The sequence below is a fragment of the Bradyrhizobium sp. JHI2711 genome (genome assembly GCF_056156565.1).
Map to the genome: position 1 here is coordinate 1,967,363 of NZ_JBPZPT010000001.1, position 19,646 is coordinate 1,987,008.

A 19,646-nucleotide genomic window follows, 5' to 3' on the forward strand; every position below is an offset into this window, starting at 1 on the left:
ATGAAGCCCCTCAGATCGCCGGCTTGTCCGCGCCATGCAGCTTGGCGTGCAGATTGATCAGCCACATCGCCGTCGGCCGGAGGATGAAGAGATCAGCGACCAATGCCATCACCATCGAGAAGGCGCTGAGCCAGCCGAACAGACGCAGCGATGGCAGGTCGGAGAACACGGTGACGACGAGGCCGCAGGCGAGCACCACCGTGGTCAGGATCAGCGCAGGTCCCACCAGCACGGTGGCCCGCTCCACCGCGAGCGCCGAGCCGACACCCGGCTTGTTCTCCAGCCGCAGGCGGTTGAGGAAGTGGATGGTAGCGGAAAGGCCGAGGCCGAACGAGACCGTGAGCGCAACGACGCTGGCGAATTGCAGCCCCTCGCCCATCGCCCACAGCACCGTGCCCGACATCACCACCGGGAAGATGCCCGGCAGGATGCAGGCGAGTGTCACCACCCAGGAGCGGAAGGCGAGGCCGATGAAGATCGCGACCAGCGCGAATTCGATCGTGAGGCCGTGGTTCAGCTTCTCGATCATGTTGGCCGAGTTACGCGCGGCGATGGCGGCGAGACCCGTCACGGCGATCTCATAGCCCGGATGCTTCTTGCGGACGGCGTCGAGCTCCGAATCGAGCTTGTCGACGATCGGCAGGAGCTGGCTGGAATCCTTGTCCGGCACGCGGCCGGCCACCACGACAGCGTCCTGCTCGGCGTCGATGAAGCGGCGCACCAGGTGCTCGGGGATGACGCTGACATATTCCTTCAGCGTCGCGACGTCGGCACTGCCGGCCTTTTCCGCCAGCCAGCGGCGCAGCGTCTCCAGCGACCACACGTTGCCGACCCCTGCGGACTTCTCGACTGTCGCGTGCACCTCGGCGATGGTCTGGAGCGTCTGCGGCGAATAAAGCGATTCACCCTTCGGGAACACGATCAGCACGTTGACGGGATTGGCGCCGGTCAGCTTGGCGTCTAACCGGTCGCTGGCGGCAACCGCCTGGCGCTTGTCCGGCACCTGGTCGGCGAGCCGGTAGCGCGGCTCCAGATTGGCATAGATGACGCCGAGGCCGCCGACGAACAGCACCGCCAGCAGGCTGAACAGGCCGGGCCGGCCGACCATGCGCACCGCAATCCAGTAGCAGAAATTGCGCAGCGCCTGTACGCCGGCATCAGCGCCCTGGAACTTGACTGCAAAGACCTTCTCGTTGCGCACGAACAGGACGCCGAAGACAGGCACCAGCGACAGCACCGCGACCAGCGCGATGATGGTGGCGGCAAGGCCCGCCTCGCCGAACTTGCGGATCAGATCGGAATCGGAGAATTGCAGCGCGATGAAGGAGATGCCGGCGGTGCCATGCGTCAGCACGCAGGCCGGACCCACCACCAGCACCGCGTTCTTGAACGCGGTGAACTTGTCCTGGCCCGCGATCAGCCTATCGCGCGCGGCGAAGGTCAGCTGCATCGAGTCGGAGAAGCTGATCACCATGATGAGCGGCGTCATCACGTTCAGGAACATGTTGAGGTTGAAATTGGCCCAGCCGAGCGCGCCTAGCGCCAGCAGGATAGCGATCATCGGCGGGAATGCCGCCGCGATCATGAACGAGATCTTGCGGAAGAAGATGATGGCGATGATGCAGCCGGCGAGGATGCCGAGGATGTTGTAGGTCAGTCCGTCGCGCTCAACCGCGTTGCGGATCTCGAGCTGCATCACCGGGACGCCGGAGAGCTGCACGTTGAGGCCGGTGTCCCCGAGCGTCTCCTTCATCAGCGCACGGATGTCGGCGACGGTCTTGGTCAACTTGTTGGAAGCGACCACCTCCGGATCGAGCGACAGCACGACCAGCGCCAATGTGCCGTCCTCCGACAGCAGCTTGCCGCGGATGATCTCGTTGTTCTTGACGGTCTCGATGAACTTGTCATAGGCCGCGCCCTCCGGTAGCTCGGGCGGGAACAGGGCCGCCGGCAGCTTGCCGGGGGCCGGCGCCTGGCGCGCCGAGAACAGCGAGACCAGCCCGCGCGTGCCTTCGACCAGCTGCAGGTCGGTGACGAAGTCGCGCAGCTTCTCGAGGTTACTGCGTTCCAGGAGGGTCTTGCCCTCGACCACGACGAGTACATCGAACTCTTCGGCCGGGAACTTCTTGGTCACCTCTTCATATTGTTTGAATTCGCGGGTGTCGGAGCGGAACAGCTGCGACAGCGAATCGTCGATCTTGATCCGGTAGATGCCGAACACCGCGCCGACGATCAGCGCGAGCAGGACGATGCAGGAGACGATCGGGGCCCGAACGGCGATCAGCCCGAGACGCTCCAGCCCGAAGGCGATGGAGGACGTAGATCCCTGCTCGACCTTGTCGACATGAACCTCACTCTCGCTGTGCTTTTCGAGCATGCCTTGTCCAGTTCCTAAATCGGCTCGGGCTGTGAGCTTATCGGGCCGCGCGAACGGCTTGAAAACGCCATACCAATGGGAGGCTTGCCCTTTGAAAACGCGCGGAAAATCGCCGGCAGCGGTTTAGCAGGTCAATAGGTCTTTTCGCAAGCAGGCCAAGCCCGGCCGAATCGATCGAAAAGCGGCGATCCGGGCCTGGAATGACCGTCATCCCGGCGAGGATGTGCCAATCTGGCGCGGCGCGCGGTCCGCACTCTCGTCCTTCAGCGCCACGCCGGTGATCTCCCGGGCCAGCCCCTCGCGGACCAGCCAGGCGATCTTGAACGCCGCCTCCTCGTGGCTCAACCCGGCGTGGTGGATGTTGGAGACGCAATTGCGCTCGGCATCGGCGCGGCCGGGCCTCGGCGCAAAGGTCAGATAGGCGCCGAGGCTGTCGGGCGCGGACAGGCCGGGCCGCTCGCCGATCAGCATCGCGACCATGCGCGCACCGAGAATGGCGCCGATCTCGTCGCCGAGCGCGACGCGCGCGCCCGATGCGACGACGACATGGCGAACCGCGACAGCATCCCCCTGTGCAAGCGATTGCAACAGGCGCCTTACCACGATCGCCGCATGGCTATGGACCGCCGCCGCGGACAGGCCGTCTCCGATCACGACCGCGAGCTGGCACGGCGCCGAGATGCTTCGTGCCAGACGCTGGGCCGAGCCGGGGTCGAGCTGTCGTCCCAGATCCGGCCGCCGCAGATAGTCGCCGCGATCGACCGCCCGGCTCCTGACCTCGGTCACCGCAACACCGAGTGCGTCGAGATCGGCGATGAGACGCGGCGTGTCGAAGGCCGCATGCACAGCATCGCGCGCGCGGGCATGGTCCAGCGTGAAATCGAGCAACGCTCTCGTCGGCAGGCTCGCGCCGCTGCGCCCCAGCGCGACGCGCGCAGGCGTAAACGAGCGCAAATCGAGGGTCGGACGGCGCGGCAGGGCCGGGTCAGACATGTGGCATCATTCGGCGGGCACGGCGGCCTCGCGCAGCCGGATCGAATAGTTCGAGGCGTTCTGCTTGCCGCTGGAGGCCGCGCGCGCAAAGGTGATGAGATGGTGCGCGACCAGCGTGCAGCCGATCAGGCCTTCGATGTCGCCGCGCTTGATGCGGCCCAGCGCGAACTTCCAGAACACGCGCCTATAGTCGCCGAGCACGCCGACCTTCCAGAAGATGTTGCGCAGTATGACGAGGCCGCGCCGGATGCTGCGCCAGGTCTTCATCTCGTCCGGCACCGGTACCTTGAGCCGGTTCACATAGACGTGGTCGCATTGGTGCTGATAGCGCGCGTAGACCTTGTCGGGCGCGTAAGCGACTGCCATGGCGTGCTTCCAGGACGCGACGACCTCGTCATAGGGCAGCAGGAAGTCGACGTTGGAATCGCGGCCATCGTCCTCGACCAGCCGCCCCTCGCGCTCAAGCCGGTCCCATAGCGGCGTCTTCGGCAGCGCCTGCAGCAGATTGATGGTGAGCAGCGGAATCCGGGACTCCTCGACGAAGGCGAGCAGCGCCTCCGAGGTGTTCGGCTTGTCGGTGTCGAGCCCCATGATGATGCCCGAGACCACCTCCATGCCATAGGAGTTAATGGTGCGCACGCCCTCCAGGATCGGGACCATCATGTTGTGGTCCTTCTGCATCGCCTTCAACGCGTCGGGATCCGGCGTCTCGATGCCGCAGAAGATGGTGATGAAATAGGCCTCGCGCATCTTCTCGAGGATCTCGGGGCGCTTGGCGATGTTGAGCGTCGCCTCGCAAGCGAGCCGCACCACGTAGCCGGTCCGCTTCTGCCACTCGATCAGGTGCGGCAGCAGGTCCATGGCCGCCTTGCGGTTGCCGATGAAATTGTCGTCGACGAAATAGACCGTGTCGGTCATGCCGCATTCGCGCAGGCGGTCGAGCTCGGCGATGATCTGCTGCGGCGTCTTGATGCGCGGATTGCGGCCGTAAAGGCCGGGGATGTCGCAGAACTCGCACTGGTAGGGACAGCCGCTGGAATATTGGATGCTGCCGAGGAAGTACTTCTTCACGTCGGCGAGCTCGTAGGCCGGGATCGGAAACTCCGTCATCGGCACGCGGTCCTTGGTCGTGAGCACGACCTGCTGTTCGGGCCGCGAGGTGCCGCGCGACAGGATCTCGATCAGCTGGTTGGTGGCATCGCCGAGCTCGCCGACATGCAGATAATCGAAGGACGGGTAATAGTCGGGACAGGCGCTGACAGAAGGCCCGCCGAGCGCGACCGGCAGATCGAACTCATGGGCGCGGCGGCAGATGTCGTTCATCTGCTGGCGCTGGATGTGCATGCCGCTGACGAAGACGGCTTCCGCCCATTCGAACTCCTCCCTCGTCGTGCGGCGCAGGTTCTCGTCGACGAATTTTACCTGCCATTCCTTCGGAAGATAGGCGGAGATCAGCAGCAGGCCCTGCGGCGGCATGAAGGCGCGGACGCCATCGGTCAGGGGATAGGAATGCTCGAACGTGCCGAAGGACGAGGTGTAGCGCGGAAACACGCAGAGAATCCGCCGGGACGTTCCGTTACTTTCAGCTCGCATCAAAGCTCCCCCGCCACACTCAACCGATGGTGCGGAAATTGCCAGCCCGACACATAGCGTAATGCTGTCGCCGGAATTTCTCAATATTGTGGCGTAAGCATAATTCCGAGAGGCGCCGATGGTTTCCCAACCGAGTTGACCTTCCGCCTCATGCGATCAGCCGCGCGGCAAAATCGGGCAGCAGGCCTGCATCGCCGGCAATCCGGAAATCGGCACCTGCAATGCCCGAGCGCGCCAGCCAGTCGTCGAATTCCGGCGCGCGGCGCAGCGCGAAGACGTCCCTGACATAGAGCGCGTCGTGAAAAGACGTCGACTGGTAGTTCAGCATGACGTCGTCGGCACCGGGAACACCCATGATGAAGGTGACGCCGGCGGCGGCGAGCAGCGTCAGGAGATTGTCCATGTCGTCCTGATCTGCCTCGGCGTGGTTGGTGTAGCAGATGTCGACCCCGAGCGGCAGGCCGAGCAGCTTGCCACAGAAATGATCCTCCAGCCCCGCGCGGATGATTTCCTTGCCGTCATAGAGATATTCCGGGCCGATGAAGCCGACCACGCTGTTGACCAGCAGCGGAGCGAAGGCGCGGGCGACCGCATAGGCGCGCGCCTCGCAGGTCTGCTGGTCGACGCCGTGATGGGCGCCCGCCGACAGCGCCGAGCCCTGGCCGGTCTCGAAATACATCAGGTTCCGCCCGACCGTGCCGCGCGACTGCGACAGCCCGGCCTCTTGCGCCTCCTTCAACAGTGCGAGGTCGATGCCGAAGCTGCGGTTGGCGGCCTCGGTGCCCGCTACCGACTGGAAGACGAGGTCGACCGGCACGCCCTGCCCGATCAGCGACAGCGTCGTCGTGACATGGGTCAGGACGCAGCCTTGCGTCGGGATCTGTAGCCGCGCGATGATCTCGTCGAGCAGCCGCAGCAATTGCGCGATGACGGCGGGGTCGTCGCTGGCGGGATTGATGCCGATGCAGGCATCGCCCGCCCCCAGCAGGATGCCGTCGAGGATCGAGGCGGTGATGCCCCTGGCATCGTCGAAGGGATGGTTCGGCTGCAGGCGTGTGCTCATCCGCCCCCTCAGGCCGATAGTGTTGCGAAAGGCGGTGGTGACCTCGCATTTCCGCGCCGCCAGGATCAGATCCTGGTTGCGCATCAGCTTCGACACCGCGGCCGCCATCTCCGGCGTGATGCCGGGCGCCAGCTTGCGCAGGATCTCGGGCGTTGCGGCGTCCGACAGCAGCCAGTCGCGGAAGGCGCCGACCGTCAGCGATGCCACCGGCGCGAACGCCTTGGCGTCATGGCTGTCGATGACGAGGCGGGTGACCTCGTCGGCCTCGTAGGGAACGACGGCTTCCTGCAGGAACTGGCCGAGCGGCACATCGGCGAGCGCCATCCGCGCGGCGATCATCTGCTCGGAGCTGGCAGCGGCAATGCCGGCCAGCCGGTCGCCGGAGCGCGGGGGTGTCGCCTTGGCGAGCAGGTCGCGCAGGTCAGGGAAGCTGTAGGTCGTGGCGTCGATGCTGTGGCGGTAGACCAAGGGTCTCTCCGGGGTTGCTCGGCCAACGGCCGACTCCAAGACTATCCCAAAAGACTATCCTGAAACTAAACCTTCGGATCAAGGCGCTGAAATGACTTACCTTTCCTTTGACCAAGGACGGAGGCGGCCAGGCCGCGCGTTAACGAGGCGTCCATCTTCGTTCTGCATAGTTTTGCAACAATTTGCCTGACCCCGTTCACCGGCCGGTCAGGCCAATCCGGGCTCCTTGAACATCATGACATCCGACCGATCTGGGAATGCCGCCAAGCCGGCAGGCCGCTTCACGCTTGCCAGCAAGCTCTATGCGATCTTCGCGCTGTTCGCGCTGCTCACGGCAGCGATCGCGATCTTGTCCGACTACAACAGCCGCCGCAGCGCGGACCTCGCAGTCGCGATTGAGACGGCCAATGCCGCCGCGCTGAACGTCGAGCGGGTCAACTCCCTCGTCTATGCGGTGGTGATGGAATCGCGCGGCATCTACATGTCGACCGAGCCGGCCGTGGTGAAGAAATACGGCGACGGCCTGCTCAAGTTCAACGCCCAGATCCTCGACGTCGTGAAGCGCTGGGAGACCATCGTCAAGGCCGACGATGCCGAGCAGTTCGCGACCTTCAAGAAGCGCATCGAGCAGTTCGTCGAGTTCCGCAAGGAGCTGGTGCGGCGCGGCGTCGAGATCAACGCGGCAGCGGGCCGCGAATGGGGCGACAACGACGCCAACCGCAGCGTCCGCTCGGCGCTGAACAAGGACCTCGAGGCGCTGTCAAAGGTCTATGCCGAGCGCGGCAGGCAGATCGCGCAGCAGACCGAGACCGCCCGCACATTGTCGTTCATCCTCACCTGCCTCGGCGGCGTGGCGCTGGCCCTCGTCGTCGCTGGCATCGTCATCATTGCCCGCTCGATCGCCCGGCCGCTCGCCGCGATCACCGCAACCATCAAGCAGGTCGCCGACGGCGCCGCCGATGTCGTGGTGCCGCACTCCGACCGCGCCGACGAGATCGGCGCGCTGGCCCGCGCCATCCAGGTGTTCCAGGACTCGATGGGGCGCAACCGCAATCTCGCCTCGCAAGTGTCGCAAGACGCCGCCGCGCGCGAGGAGCGCGCCCGTCACGTCGAGCGGTCCGTCGAGCAATTTCGCGAGGCGATCGGCGCGATCATGCGCGGCCTCAGCGACAACGCCTCCGTCATGCGCGAGACCGCGCAGACCATCACGCGTGTCACTGCGGATGCGAGCAGCCGCGCCGGCACCGCGGCGAACGCCACCGAGCAGGCCTCGCACAACGTCACCGCGGTGGCGGGCGCGGCCGAGGAGCTTTCGGCCTCGGTGGTGGAGATCGGCCGCCAGGTGCGACAGAGCGCCGGCGCGGTCGAGCAGACCGGCCAGCGCACCGAGAAGTCGATCTCCGAGATCGAGAGCCTCGCTGCAGCCACGCAACGCATCGACGGCGTGCTCAACCTGATCCAGGCGATCGCCGAGCAGACCAACCTGCTCGCGTTGAACGCCACCATCGAGGCGGCGCGCGCCGGCGATGCCGGCCGCGGCTTTGCCGTCGTCGCCCACGAGGTGAAGGCGCTCGCGGGCCAGACCGCCAAGGCCACGGCCGAGATCAGCGAGAACGTCGCGATGATCCAGGCCTCGACGCGGAACGCCGTCGACGCCGTGCGCGAGATCGGCGGGGCGGTGCGCGAGATCAACGAGGTCACGTCCGCGATTGCCGGCGCCGTCAGTCAGCAGGACCAGGCCACGCGCGAGATCTCCTCCAACGCGCAAAGCGCTGCCCAAGGCAACGAGACGCTGGTGGCGAACATCACCTCGCTGCGCGATGCCATCGGCGAGACCGATACCGCGGCGGCTTCGGTGTTCACCGCAGCCAGCAGCCTGACCGAGACGGCGCAGACGCTGTCGCGGGAGGTGGAGACGTTCTTCCAGAATCTGCGCGCGGGGTCGGCGGACGGTCGCATCGCCAAGGCGGGGTAGCTGCCCGCCTGGCGCCGCGAAAACGGTCGCTCCAGCAAAAACGGAAAAACAACCCCATGCACAGTAGACGGGGGTCAGCTTTTTCAATGGCTTGGCGGCCCGGCGCGAAGCCCTGCTGTTTTTACGGACCGATTTTGACTCGTCGGGCAAAACAGGGGCATGATGTCAGCATGCCGAGCGTGGCGCCTGTGCCGCGGCTGGCAACCGAACGGGGTTACCGCTCCGAACCCGATCGAGCGACCAAGATCCGGACGCGGCCGCCGGCATCCTCGAGCTCGCGGTAACGACTTAGTTCGGCCTGGAGCTCCGGATCGGACCTTGCCCAGGCCAGCCAGTCGAACGGGACCGCGCTGAGCAGCCGGGTATCCACGAGGATCACATCCGGACGACCGGCGCGCAGGTCCGCGAGCAAGTGCCGCCGCTCGAAATCGATGATGCTGTCCAGTCTTGCGCGCTCGCCTTCGGCATCGGACGTTTTCTCGCGCAAAAGCGATCTGTGCTCTTTCACCTGGGTGAACCCGCCATGGCGTGCAGGGTCACTCTCGGTCAGCAGTTACTATCGTACTACACTGATCTGAGGCCATACTGCATCGCGGCCAAAAGACTTGCCCGTCGCGGCGCTTCGAAGCGCCGCCGATGCGCAATCCGGCCAAGGGCCACGGCGCTACCCCATCACCCCGCCGCGCCTGATCAGCTCCTTGCCGACGGCCGCGAGATGCACTTGGTCCGGCCCGTCGCCGATGCGGATGAAGCGGGCATAGACGTAAGCGCGCGCGAGGAACGTGTCCTGCGAGACCCCGGCGGCGCCGTGGATCTGAATGGCGCGGTCGATGACGCGGGCGGCCATGCTCGGGACCACGATCTTGGCCGCGGCGATCAGGTCGCGCGCGGCCTTGTTGCCCTCGCGGTCCATCTTGTCGGCGGCTTGCAAGGTGAGCAGGCGCGCCTGCGCGATCTCGCAGAAGGAGTGCGCGATGTCCTCGCGTACCGAGCCCTGCTCTGCGAGCGGCTTGCCGAAGGCGACGCGCGAGACCGCGCGCTGGCACATCAATTCCAGCGCCCGCTGGGCGCAGCCGATCAGGCGCATGCAGTGGTGAATGCGGCCGGGGCCGAGCCGGCCTTGCGCGATCTCGAAGCCGCGGCCCTCGCCGAGCAGAATGTTCTCGGCGGGGACGCGGACGTTGTCGTAGACGATCTCGGGATGGCCGACCGGCGCATCGTCATAGCCGTAGGTGAGCATGTCGCGGAGGATGCGCACCCCACGCGTATTCTTCGGCACCAGGATCATGGATTGCTGGCGATGGCGGTCGGGATGGTCGGGTGCGGTCTTGCCCATCACGATCAGGATCTCGCAATCCTCGTTCATCGCGCCCGAGGTGAACCATTTGCGGCCGTTGATCACGTAGTCGTCGCCGTCACGCCGGATCTCGCACTGGATGTTGGTGGCGTCGCTGGAGGCGACCTGCGGCTCCGTCATCGAGAAGCCGGAGCGGATGCGCCCCTCCAGGAGCGGCTTCAGCCAGCGCTCCTGCTGCGCCTTGGTGCCGTAGTTTGCGAGCACCTCCATGTTGCCGACATCGGGCGCGGAGCAGTTGAAGACCTCGGGCGCCCAGAGGATGCGGCCCATGATCTCCTTCACCGGCGCGTATTCGAGATTGGTCAGACCCGGCCCGTGCTCGCCGGACAGGAACAGGTTCCAGAGCCCCTGCTCGCGCGCCCGCCGCTTCAGATCCTGAAGGATTTGCGGAGTCTTGTAGCGTGAAGCTTCCGGCTTGACCTGCTCGTAGTAGAGCTCCTCGACCGGCTCGACATGGGCCTGCATGAACTGGCGAACGCGGTCCTGGAGCTCCAGCGAACGGGCGGAGTGGTGAAAGTCCATGGTGGTCTCCTGTTCGCTACATTTGAGGTCGTCATGCCGGGCTTATCCCGCCTGCGCGGCCGAAGCCGCTTCGGCGAGGCGAAGGCCCGGGCATCCACGTTCTTCGTGCCGCGGGGAAATGCGTGGATGGCCGGGACAAGCCCGGCCATGACGTGATGGAGACATCAGTCTCGTAGGGTGGGCAAAGCGAAGCGTGCCCACGCTCTTTCTCGGTCATCATTGATAGATCGTGGGCACGGCGCAAGTGCGCCTTTGCCCACCCTACGATTTCGCATCCGCCGCGAGAACCCGCCTCTCACGTCCCGCGCAACAGCTCGCTTGCCACCACCCAGTCGTTGCCGTCGAACTGGAGCATGTAGCCGTCCTTGATCGGGCGGAAATCCTGCGGCGTGGTGTTGAGGGTGATGCCGGGCATCAGGAGCGACAGCGGCACGTTCTTCAGATTCGCGGCCTGCGCCATGATGTTCTCGCGCGTCAGGTTGTCCTTGCACTGCTTCAGCAGCGCCACCAGCGCCTCGGCGACGGTGTAGCCATAGAGGCCGGCGACGTTGTTGATGTCGGCATTGGGCAGGCGCTTCTTCATGAAGTCGATATAGGCCGTCATCGCCGGATCGTCCTTCGGCGCCTCGACGAACGGCTTGAGCGCGCCGAGCGACAGCACGCCCTTGCCGGCCTCCAGGCCAGCGGGCGCCATCACGGTGGCCTTGTTGGCGCAGCCGGAGGCCAGAAAGCGCGTCGGCTGCCAGCCGACCTCGTGCGCCTTGCGGATCGCCTGCGCGCAGGCGCGCGGCGTCACCGAATAGATCATGAAGACGTCGGCCTTGGTATTGGCGAGCGTCAGGACCTGGGAATCGACGGTGGGATCGGCGACCTCGAAGCTCGAGGCCATCGCGATCGCCTTGTCGGCGTCGGCACCGAGCGCCTCCTTGACGCCGCGAAGATATTCCTTGCCGGCGTCGTCGTTCTGGTAGAGCACCGCAAAGCGCGCATTCGGGTTCCTGGCGCGGGCATAGGCGACGTCGATCGCAGCCTCGCTGGTGTAGTTCGGCGCCCAGGGCAGCGCGATCGACCAAGGCATGTTGGCGGGATCGTTCCACTTCGAGGCCGAGCTGATCAGGAAGATCTGCGGCACCTTGTTGCTGTTGAGATATTTTGCGATCGCCGAGCTCGGCGCCGTGCCCATGGTGGCGAAGATGAAGGCGACGCCGTCGCCTTCGACGAGGCGCCGCGCGGCTTCCATGGTCTTGGGCGGCGAGAAGGCATCGTCGAGCGAGATCAGGTTGAGCTTGCGGCCGCCAACGCCGCCCTTCTCGTTGATCTCGTCGAAATAGGCGGAGATCACCCGTCCCGTGATGCTGAGCGGCGATGCCGGGCCGCTATAGGGCATAGTGTTGCCGATCTTGATCTCGGTGTCGCTAACTCCAGGACCGTAGGATTTTTGCGCGGAGACAGGAGCGGACAAGCAGGCGGCAGCCAGCGCTGCGGCCAGGGCCAAAGCGGCTTTCATGGTTTCTCCCCAATGATTGTCGCCGCGGCGAAACGACCGCGCGGCGCGCTGCTTCTTGTCAGCGCGTCAGATCAGCGGAGTTCATCAAGATGGTCTTGCGTCGAGTTGCTGATGGCATCGCCTGAAGCGCGACGAGATTTTGATGAATCGTCATCGTGCGTCAGGTTGTTCTTGACGCATGAGCTTTCCGGAAAACCGCTTCGGCACTTTTCCGGATCATGCTTTAGCCGCGCCGCTTCAAGGCGAAGCCCAAGCTGACCCATCCGGCACCGGCCATGATCAGGTCGATGCCGAGGAACAGGCCGAGGATGTAGACGCTGTTCACCGGCCAGCGCACCAGGATCAGCAGCCCGAGCAGCAGCGTGACGACGGCCGACACCGCCACCCAGCCCCACGGGCTTTCGCGCTTCATGCTGAAGGCGAGAAACAGCCTGACCGCGCCGGAGGCCAGCAGCGAGGCGCCGAGGAACAGCGTGAGCAGAACCGCGGCGAAGAGCGGGTTCGCGAAGGTGAGGAAGCCGGCAACGATGTAGAGCACACCGAGCAAGGCCCAGATCAGGAACTTTCCCCAGCTCTTCATCTGGAATGCGCCGATCACCTCGGTGACGCCGGCGACGATCATCATTGCGCCGACCACGATCACGCTCGCCACCGTTGCCATCACCATGCTGCCGAGCGCGACGAAGCCGGCAATCAGGTAGACGACGCCGAGCGCAACGATCCAGCCCCATTTGGCGTGTAGCGCAGCCATTCCCGAGCCGAGACCGGACGGATGAGACGTATCTGACGCAGTTGTCATGGGCCACTCCTGCATGCGAAGCCCCCGGGCACACGCCATGATAGCACGCACCCGACCGAGACAACACCCAGCAGAGCAGACCTCACCTGCCGCAACCTTGACGCAAATCAAGATCGAATGCGGCGGGTCAGCGCCGAGCGCAGGTCAATCGTCCGAACTGGCGAGCCCCAGCAGTTCCTGGCGCGTCAGCGCATTGTCGCGGAACACACCCAGCATACGGCTGGTGACGAGATCGGTCCCGGGCTTGTGCGCGCCGCGCGTGGTCATGCAGTGATGCGTCGCCTTGATGATGACGCCAACGCCTTCGGGCTTGAGCACGTCGTTGATGGTGTTGGCGATCTGTGCGGTCATCTTCTCCTGGATCTGGAGCCGTTTTGCGTAGACGTCCACCACGCGTGCGAGCTTGGAGATGCCGACGACGCGCCCCTGCGGAATATAGGCGACCCAGGCGCGACCGACGATCGGCGCCATGTGGTGCTCGCAATGACTCTCGAAGCGAACGCCGCGCAGGACGATCATCTCGTCATAGCCCTCGATCTCCTCGAAGGTCTTTTGCAGGATCTCGGTCGGATCCTGCGCGTATCCGGAAAAATACTCTGCGAACGCGCGTGCAACGCGAGCAGGTGTCTCGCGCAAACCGTCGCGCGCGGGATCATCGCCGGCCCAGCGGATCATGGTCCGGATCGCCTGTTCGACCTCCGCCCTGTCAGGCCGATCGGACGGCGTCTGCGCCACGGCGACACGTTCCAGCTTGCGCACTTGTGACTTCATCAAGCTTCTCCCCTGCAACGAGCCCGCATATGGAAGCGGGCCCACAGCTTGGACCGCCGCAATCGGAAAAGGTTCCTGAAAGTCGGGGAAATTTGGGGAACGGATGGATGGCCTAGTGCCGACCCGCCAATCCCCTCATGATGAGGTGCGCCGAGGGCGCCTCGGGGCCGCCTATGACGCAGCCGCTTTCCGCACGTCGATCACGGCCTGTGCCCATTCGGCCGGCCGCTCCTGCGGCAAATTGTGACCGGCATCGGTGAAGACGCGCCGCTCGAAAAATCCCTCGAACTTGCGCGCGTGGTGGGCGGTGCCGGAATTGACGCCGTCGCTGTCGCCGTCGATCGCGATCGTCGGGACGCGGATCGTCGGCTGCGCGGCGAGCTTTGCCTCGATCCCCGCATAGGCGGGATCGCCCGCCACCAGCGCGTAGCGATGGCGGTAGGAATGGATCACGACGTCGACGAAATCAGGATTGTCGAACGACACGGCGCTCGTCTCGAACGTTGCGTCGTCGAAGACCCATTTTGGCGACCACATCGTCCAGAGCTGACGGGCAAAGCCGCGGCGGTTGCGCTGCAGCGCGCGGCGGCCGCGCTCGTTGTGGAATAAATATTGATACCAGAACGCCGCCTCCTCCGGCGGCGAAGCCGGCTCCATGGCGAGGGCGATGTTCTGGATATTGTAGGAATTGCCGGAGACGAGACCGACCACGCGCTCCGGATAGAGCGCCGAGACCACACAGGCGGCACGCCCGCCCCAATCGTAGCCGCCGACGACGGCGCGCTTGATCCCGAGCGCATCCATGAAGGCCAAGAGATCGGCACCTAACGCCGCCTGCTCGCCGGAGCGCAGCGTCTCGGCGAAGCGAAACCGCGTCGGCCCGTAGCCGCGCAGCCAGGGCACCAGCACGCGGGCGCCGGCCTCGGCGAGGATCGGCGCGGTCTCGGCATAGGCGTTCGCGTCATAGGGAAAGCCATGCCCCATGACGCAGGGCCAGCCGTCCGGCGCACCGTATTCGCGATAAGCGATGTCGAGGATATCAGTGGTGATGGTTTTTTGTTGCATGATTTGCTCACGGATGATCTCGTTGCGCAGAGCTCTTGTAGCCCGCATGGAGCGAAGCGCAATGCGGGGACGCCTGTATCCGCGAATCCCGGATTTCGCTTACGCTCCATCCGGGCTACGGGCTACAAGGGGTCTATTTCTGCGGACCGGACAGCGAGATGTCACGTTCGGCGCGGAACACGTTGCTGTAGAGGTTGGCGATCCATTGCCGGCCGATCTCGGTCTTGTTGAGATAGCCGATCTCGGTCTGGATGTGCGGAGCGACGCTGTTCCAATAGAATTGCGGGTAGCGGTTCACGATGTCGGCGGGCGAGTCGTAGCCGAGCTGGCGGTTGATGCCGACCTCCTCGAACTCGTAATAGAGCGCGTTGGCCTTGCGCAGATAGTTGGGATCGCCGAGCTGGCCGATGAAGTCGGCCGCACGCAGGATCGAGGCTTCCTTATCATATTCCTGCCCTTCACGGGCGGGAAAGCGAGTGCCCTCAATGGCGCGGGCAATCCGCTCGGAATCGATACCGCGGATCGGGGGCAATCGCCGCCGCACAAAGAGTTTCGAGCGATCGACGTGATACAGCATCAAACTGGCATCCGATGCACCGCGCGGCAGCGACACCTTGGTCCCGGCCTCGTCGATGATGAAACCGTCCTCGTCATCCTCCGGAAACAGGCCGCGGACATAGCCAATGTCGTGCGCAAGACAGGCAATCAGGATGTGAAGATAGTCCTCCGCCGCAAGATGCGCATGGAGATTGCGCCCCGAGAGGATCGCCTGAGCGGCCAGCGTCACGAGCATGGTATGCTCGATGTTGTGGTAGAGCGCATCGCTGTTGCCGATACACTCCATCGCTGTACGCGTCGAGCCCTCCAAGACCCGAGCGGAAGCTTCGTCGTACCGGCGACGCATGAACGTACCCAGCATCTTCTCCAGGGTTTCCGCCGCCAGTCTGGGTAAGGTCATCATGGATGCAGCCCCGTCCGCCGCTGGTATCCCATGCCGTCTCCCGACGTCTCATTCTTGTCATCGACGCAGCGGGGAGCATAGCCCATCTTGGGCCGGGTAACCAAACTTCGGGAACGGAAAATGCGCAAATACCTTTCCGTCCCGCTGCGCAACATCACGGTTGCCGTCACAGTTTAGCACAACCCAAGGCGGCGGGAAGGCGGCCGCCGCTCAGGGCGCGGCCAGAATATCGGCGCCGTCGGCCGGACGCGAGAGGCTTCTGGCCAGGTAGAACAACTCGACCAGCTTGCCGCGCTTGCCGGCCAGCGAGAAGATGTATTCGGGCGACTCCGCCTCGATTTCCGCGATCGCCACCTTCGCGATCCGGTCGATGCGGCTCGAGCCGTGCTCCCAGACGAAGCCGACACCAAGCCGGTTGGCCACCGCCTCCAGCATTCCTTCGCGCGTATTGACGATGATCGCCGGACTGGCGCGCAGGTTGAGGGCGCGAAACGCCCGGTCCACGGCGCGCTGCGTCGCGGAATCCCGGGTCCGGAACACCAGCGGATATTGCATGAGGCCGGCGATGGACACGCGCGACTGGCGGCTGAGATCGTGAACGGGATGGCAAATCGCAACGACGCGCTGCTGCACGCAGGGCTCGCGCCGGAAGCGGTTGTCATGCGGCACCTCCGGCAATACGGCGACGTCGACGCGCTGGTCGACCACCGCGGCCATGATCGCCGACCAGCTGCCGATCTCGATGTTGATCTGGATCTTCGGATAGAGGTTGCGGAACGCCGCGATCAACGCCATGCCGGGCATGGCGTTGCCGAGCCCGATGCGAAGCTCACCCCCCGTGAGCTCGTCGCGCTGCTGCAGGATGGCGAGCGCATCCGCCTCGACCGCTTGCATGCGGCTCGTCGCGGCATAGAGCCGCCGGCACAGCGACGTCGCAATCAGGGTCTGGCCGTGCCGGTCGAACAGCGCCACCCCGAACTCGGCCTCCAGGTCGCGCACCAGCTGCGCAACGGCCGGCTGCGACACGCCGAGCCGCCTCGCCGCAGCGGCAAAGCTACCGGTCTCGAACACCGCATTGACCGCCCGGACGCGCGAGGACGTCAACGCCACGACAAGCAACCCAAGATCAACATTCCCCGTCTTCCGGACCCGAAAGCAAAACCTGGGACGACCATAAGCTGGGCCATTGACCGTTATGTGAATGTCAGATGCGCTTCCTACTCCTCATGCGCCGCAAACGGGCCAGCAGGGGATCAGCGCGCATGGCGCAAATCGAACTTTCCGCAATCCGCAAATCCTTTGACGGCACCGACGTCCTGAAAGGCATCGATTTCCGGATCGGGGACGGCGAGTTCATCTCGCTGGTCGGGCCGTCCGGCTGCGGCAAGTCGACCCTGCTCCGCATCATCGCCGGGCTCGAACCGCAGAATTCCGGCGAGGTCCGCATCGACGGCCGCCCCGTGGACGGCATTCGCCCCAGCGCACGCAATCTTGCGATGGTGTTCCAATCCTATGCGCTTTATCCGCATTTGAGCGCCTTCGACAACATCGCGGTGCCGCTGCGGATGCGGCGCCTCTCGGCGATCGAACGGCTGCCGCTGCTGGGGGCGCTGCTGCCGGGCAGGCGCGCCAAGGAGCGGCACATCCGCGCCGACGTCGAAGCGATTGCCGAGCAGCTCGACATCGCTCCCTTGCTACGGCGCAAGCCCGGGCAATTGTCCGGCGGACAGCGGCAGCGCGTCGCGGTCGGACGCGCCATGGTGCGCGAGCCGCTCGCCTTCCTGTTCGACGAACCGCTCTCCAATCTCGACGCCAAGCTGCGCGTCCACATGCGCGCAGAACTCGCCGAGCTGCACCGCCGCCTCAACGCGACGTTCGTCTACGTCACGCACGACCAGGCCGAGGCGATGACGATGTCGAGCCGGATCGCGGTCATGATGGGCGGTGAGCTGATCCAGGCCGGCACGCCGGCCGAGATCTACAACGAGCCCGGCGACATCCGCGTTGCCGAATTCATCGGCAGCCCCAAGATCAACATCCTCCCCGGCCGGATCCGCAAGGACGGCGGCGTCGATGTGCTGGGGACCGCCTTGAAACTTACGTGCAATGCGGCGGTCGGCGATTGCCGCATCGGGGTCCGTCCTGAGCGGATCGAGCTCGGCACCGGGCCGTTCTCCGGAACCGTCGTCCATCTGGAGAATCTCGGCGCCGAGGCCTTCGTGCATCTGGCGGTCGAAGGCACCGGGTCGCGCCTGATCGCGCGGCTCGCGGACGTCAAACATTTGCCGGCGATGGCAAGCTCCGTCGCCTTCGGCTTCGCACCAGACGCGGTGCGGATGTTCGATCCGGCCGGGAAACGGATCGAGCTCAGAGTGGAGCAGGCCGAGCGCATCCGAGAGCCCGCCCATGTCTGACGGCTCCATGACCATCGGCGCGGCCGGCGCTCCCGCGGCCACGACAAGGCGCACGCTGCCGGCCCATGGCAGCAGGCGGGCCCATGCCGCCTACGCGCTGGTGACGCCGGCCGCCGCGCTCATGCTGGTCATGCTGCTCGGTCCGCTCGCCGGCGTGATCGCCCTCTCCTTCACCGACTATCAGCTCGGCGCGCCGCATTTCTCCTGGATCGGGCTCGCCAACTACCAGGACCTGTTCGCCGACAAGGTGTTCTGGACCGCGCTGCGCAACACGCTGGCTTACGTCGTGATCGCGGTGCCCGGCGCGGTGATCGCCGGCCTTGCGATCGCGCTTTTGATCCAGAGCGGCACCAGCCTGCGCAGCCTCTACCGGACGATCTATTTCCTGCCGGTCATGGCGACCCTGATCGCGATGGCGGTGGTGTGGGAATTCATGCTGCATCCACAATTCGGCCTGGTGAACGGGCTGCTCCGCGGCGCAGGCCTGCCGGCCTTCGCCTGGCTGCAGGACCGCAACACCGCGCTCTATGCGCTGTGCGCGATCGGCATCTGGCAGGCCGTCGGCTTCAACATGGTGCTGTTTCTCGCCGGCCTCGTCTCCATTCCCAAGCAGCTTTACGAAGCGGCGGAAATCGACGGTGCCTCGAGCGGCTGGGCACGCTTCCGCCTCGTGACCTGGCCGATGCTGGGGCCGGTCACGACCTTCGTCGTCGTGATCTCGGGCATCCGCTCGTTCCAGGTGTTCGACACCGTGCACGTCTTGACCAAGGGCGGCCCGTCGAAGTCCACGGAGGTGCTGATCCACAGCATGTACACGGAAGGCTTCGAGTTCTTCCGCTCGGGCTACGCCGCGGCGATCACCGTGGTCTTCCTGGTCTTCGTCCTCCTGCTCACGCTGATCAAATCGAGGCTCTCCGATCGCGGCGTGCACTACACATGAGCAACGCGCATCCCATCCCGTTCCGGGCGATCCTCCGTCACGTGCTGCTGATCGCGGGCGCCGCGCTCATGCTGGCCCCCTTCATCTGGATGATCTCGACCGCCTCCAAGCCGCAGACCGAGATCTTCTCCGGCGAATTGCACCTGATCCCCTACCGGTTCGCGCTGATGGAAAACCTGCGCGAGGCCTTCGCCAAGGCCAATCTGCTGCGCTTCCTGCTCAACGGAATCATCGTCACGGTCTCGATCTTCGTGCTGCAGGTGATGGTGGCGCTGCCGGCGGCCTACGCGCTGGCAAAACTTCGCTTCCTCGGCCGCGAGACGCTGTTCGCGCTGGTGCTGTTCGGGATCCTGATCCCGCCGCAGGCGACCGCGATCCCGGTCTTCCTGCTGCTGCACAAGATCGGCCTGCTCGACAGCTATGCCGCACTCGTCATGCCCTTCACGATCTCGGTGTTCGGCATCTTCCTGATGCGCCAGTTCTTCAAGACCGTGCCCGACGATCTCGTCGACGCCGCGCGCATGGACGGCATCTCCGAATTCGGCATCGTCTGGCGGGTGATGCTGCCGGCCGCGATTCCCGCAGTGACCGCCTTCGGCATCTTCTCCGTGGTCGCGCATTGGAACGACTATTTCTGGCCGCTGATCGTGCTCAACAGCGAGCATTTGCGCACGCCGCCGCTCGCGGTCGCCCATTTCCGCAACAGCGAGGCCGGCACCAGCTACGGCCCGCTGATGGCGGCGGCGATGGTGATCATCGCGCCGCTCGTCATCGCTTTCCTCTTTGCCCAGCGCCGTTTCATCGAGGGCATCACCCTCACCGGGATCAAGTAGCCACGTCA

Annotated in this window: 16 protein-coding genes; 4 read left to right on the plus strand and 12 right to left on the minus strand. The window is 65.1% G+C overall.

Annotated elements, in window-relative coordinates:
- Nucleotides 1-10 precede the first annotated feature (10 nt).
- The 4 genes from ACTEK7_RS09275 to ACTEK7_RS09290 all read right to left on the minus strand — a co-directional run bounded on the left by ACTEK7_RS09275 (nucleotide 11) and on the right by ACTEK7_RS09290 (nucleotide 6,494).
- A complete protein-coding gene (locus ACTEK7_RS09275; protein ID WP_225146045.1) occupies nucleotides 11-2,377 on the minus strand; it encodes an efflux RND transporter permease subunit in 2,367 nt (788 codons plus the stop codon).
- A 207-nt stretch (nucleotides 2,378-2,584) separates the two neighbouring features.
- The gene (gene eutC, locus ACTEK7_RS09280) at nucleotides 2,585-3,370 is read right to left on the minus strand and encodes an ethanolamine ammonia-lyase subunit EutC (protein WP_225146046.1); all 786 of its coding nucleotides are present in this window, start codon (nucleotides 3,368-3,370) and stop codon (nucleotides 2,585-2,587) included.
- Between the two features lie 6 nt (nucleotides 3,371-3,376).
- Nucleotides 3,377-4,963, minus strand: coding sequence for a B12-binding domain-containing radical SAM protein (locus ACTEK7_RS09285; RefSeq protein ID WP_036023085.1), 1,587 nt, complete (start codon nucleotides 4,961-4,963; stop codon nucleotides 3,377-3,379).
- Nucleotides 4,964-5,111: 148 nt separating this feature from the next.
- Nucleotides 5,112-6,494, minus strand: coding sequence for an ethanolamine ammonia-lyase subunit EutB (locus tag ACTEK7_RS09290; protein ID WP_225133428.1), 1,383 nt, complete (start codon nucleotides 6,492-6,494; stop codon nucleotides 5,112-5,114).
- A 235-nt stretch (nucleotides 6,495-6,729) separates the two neighbouring features.
- Between ACTEK7_RS09290 and ACTEK7_RS09295 the strand changes: the two genes are divergently transcribed.
- On the plus strand, nucleotides 6,730-8,469 hold the full coding sequence (locus ACTEK7_RS09295) for a methyl-accepting chemotaxis protein (RefSeq protein ID WP_225127280.1): 1,740 nt from the start codon (nucleotides 6,730-6,732) through the stop codon (nucleotides 8,467-8,469).
- Between the two features lie 214 nt (nucleotides 8,470-8,683).
- Here ACTEK7_RS09295 and ACTEK7_RS09300 read toward each other — a convergent pair whose 3' ends face one another.
- The 8 genes from ACTEK7_RS09300 to ACTEK7_RS09335 form a co-directional block, all read right to left on the minus strand.
- The gene (locus ACTEK7_RS09300) at nucleotides 8,684-8,977 is read right to left on the minus strand and encodes a hypothetical protein (protein ID WP_225127281.1); all 294 of its coding nucleotides are present in this window, start codon (nucleotides 8,975-8,977) and stop codon (nucleotides 8,684-8,686) included.
- A gap of 156 nt (nucleotides 8,978-9,133) precedes the next feature.
- Nucleotides 9,134-10,348: an acyl-CoA dehydrogenase family protein gene (locus ACTEK7_RS09305; RefSeq protein ID WP_225145147.1), complete on the minus strand. Its 1,215-nt coding sequence runs from the start codon at nucleotides 10,346-10,348 to the stop codon at nucleotides 9,134-9,136.
- A 295-nt stretch (nucleotides 10,349-10,643) separates the two neighbouring features.
- Entirely contained in the window at nucleotides 10,644-11,855 is a 1,212-nt protein-coding gene (locus ACTEK7_RS09310) for an ABC transporter substrate-binding protein (protein ID WP_036006122.1), read from the minus strand.
- A gap of 223 nt (nucleotides 11,856-12,078) precedes the next feature.
- Nucleotides 12,079-12,654: an HdeD family acid-resistance protein gene (locus ACTEK7_RS09315; protein WP_036006124.1), complete on the minus strand. Its 576-nt coding sequence runs from the start codon at nucleotides 12,652-12,654 to the stop codon at nucleotides 12,079-12,081.
- Between the two features lie 144 nt (nucleotides 12,655-12,798).
- Complete coding sequence (folE, locus tag ACTEK7_RS09320) at nucleotides 12,799-13,425, minus strand: GTP cyclohydrolase I FolE (protein WP_036006126.1); 627 nt, start codon at nucleotides 13,423-13,425, stop codon at nucleotides 12,799-12,801.
- A 171-nt stretch (nucleotides 13,426-13,596) separates the two neighbouring features.
- Entirely contained in the window at nucleotides 13,597-14,490 is an 894-nt protein-coding gene (locus ACTEK7_RS09325) for an alpha/beta fold hydrolase (protein WP_225146047.1), read from the minus strand.
- 133 nt (nucleotides 14,491-14,623) lie between these two features.
- The gene (locus ACTEK7_RS09330; protein WP_225146048.1) at nucleotides 14,624-15,451 is read right to left on the minus strand and encodes an HD domain-containing protein; all 828 of its coding nucleotides are present in this window, start codon (nucleotides 15,449-15,451) and stop codon (nucleotides 14,624-14,626) included.
- Between the two features lie 210 nt (nucleotides 15,452-15,661).
- A complete protein-coding gene (locus ACTEK7_RS09335) occupies nucleotides 15,662-16,561 on the minus strand; it encodes a LysR family transcriptional regulator (protein WP_225113516.1) in 900 nt (299 codons plus the stop codon).
- 152 nt (nucleotides 16,562-16,713) lie between these two features.
- Between ACTEK7_RS09335 and ACTEK7_RS09340 the strand changes: the two genes are divergently transcribed.
- Genes ACTEK7_RS09340 through ACTEK7_RS09350 form a run of 3 tightly spaced genes read left to right on the plus strand, consistent with a single transcriptional unit; the run spans nucleotide 16,714 to nucleotide 19,638 of the window.
- Nucleotides 16,714-17,865 carry an ABC transporter ATP-binding protein gene (locus ACTEK7_RS09340; RefSeq protein WP_225146049.1) on the plus strand — a complete coding sequence of 384 codons (1,152 nt, stop codon included), beginning with the start codon at nucleotides 16,714-16,716 and terminating at the stop codon, nucleotides 17,863-17,865.
- Complete coding sequence (locus tag ACTEK7_RS09345; RefSeq protein ID WP_225146050.1) at nucleotides 17,858-18,805, plus strand: carbohydrate ABC transporter permease; 948 nt, start codon at nucleotides 17,858-17,860, stop codon at nucleotides 18,803-18,805. The genes ACTEK7_RS09340 and ACTEK7_RS09345 overlap by 8 nt, the downstream gene beginning before the upstream one ends.
- Nucleotides 18,802-19,638 (plus strand): carbohydrate ABC transporter permease, encoded by an 837-nt coding sequence (locus tag ACTEK7_RS09350; protein WP_225146051.1) that lies wholly within the window; start codon nucleotides 18,802-18,804, stop codon nucleotides 19,636-19,638. The genes ACTEK7_RS09345 and ACTEK7_RS09350 overlap by 4 nt, the downstream gene beginning before the upstream one ends.
- The last annotated feature ends 8 nt before the right edge of the window (nucleotides 19,639-19,646 follow it).

Coding starts and splice junctions, on each gene's coding strand:
- ACTEK7_RS09275 (WP_225146045.1), bottom strand. CDS start 2,377: ATGCTCGAAAAGCACAGCGAGAGTGAGGTTCATGTCGACAAGGTCGAG.
- eutC (WP_225146046.1), bottom strand. CDS start 3,370: ATGTCTGACCCGGCCCTGCCGCGCCGTCCGACCCTCGATTTGCGCTCG.
- ACTEK7_RS09285 (WP_036023085.1), bottom strand. CDS start 4,963: ATGCGAGCTGAAAGTAACGGAACGTCCCGGCGGATTCTCTGCGTGTTT.
- ACTEK7_RS09295 (WP_225127280.1), top strand. CDS start 6,730: ATGACATCCGACCGATCTGGGAATGCCGCCAAGCCGGCAGGCCGCTTC.
- ACTEK7_RS09305 (WP_225145147.1), bottom strand. CDS start 10,348: ATGGACTTTCACCACTCCGCCCGTTCGCTGGAGCTCCAGGACCGCGTT.
- ACTEK7_RS09310 (WP_036006122.1), bottom strand. CDS start 11,855: ATGAAAGCCGCTTTGGCCCTGGCCGCAGCGCTGGCTGCCGCCTGCTTG.
- ACTEK7_RS09315 (WP_036006124.1), bottom strand. CDS start 12,654: ATGACAACTGCGTCAGATACGTCTCATCCGTCCGGTCTCGGCTCGGGA.
- folE (WP_036006126.1), bottom strand. CDS start 13,425: ATGAAGTCACAAGTGCGCAAGCTGGAACGTGTCGCCGTGGCGCAGACG.
- ACTEK7_RS09325 (WP_225146047.1), bottom strand. CDS start 14,490: ATGCAACAAAAAACCATCACCACTGATATCCTCGACATCGCTTATCGC.
- ACTEK7_RS09330 (WP_225146048.1), bottom strand. CDS start 15,451: ATGATGACCTTACCCAGACTGGCGGCGGAAACCCTGGAGAAGATGCTG.
- ACTEK7_RS09340 (WP_225146049.1), top strand. CDS start 16,714: ATGGCGCAAATCGAACTTTCCGCAATCCGCAAATCCTTTGACGGCACC.
- ACTEK7_RS09345 (WP_225146050.1), top strand. CDS start 17,858: ATGTCTGACGGCTCCATGACCATCGGCGCGGCCGGCGCTCCCGCGGCC.
- ACTEK7_RS09350 (WP_225146051.1), top strand. CDS start 18,802: ATGAGCAACGCGCATCCCATCCCGTTCCGGGCGATCCTCCGTCACGTG.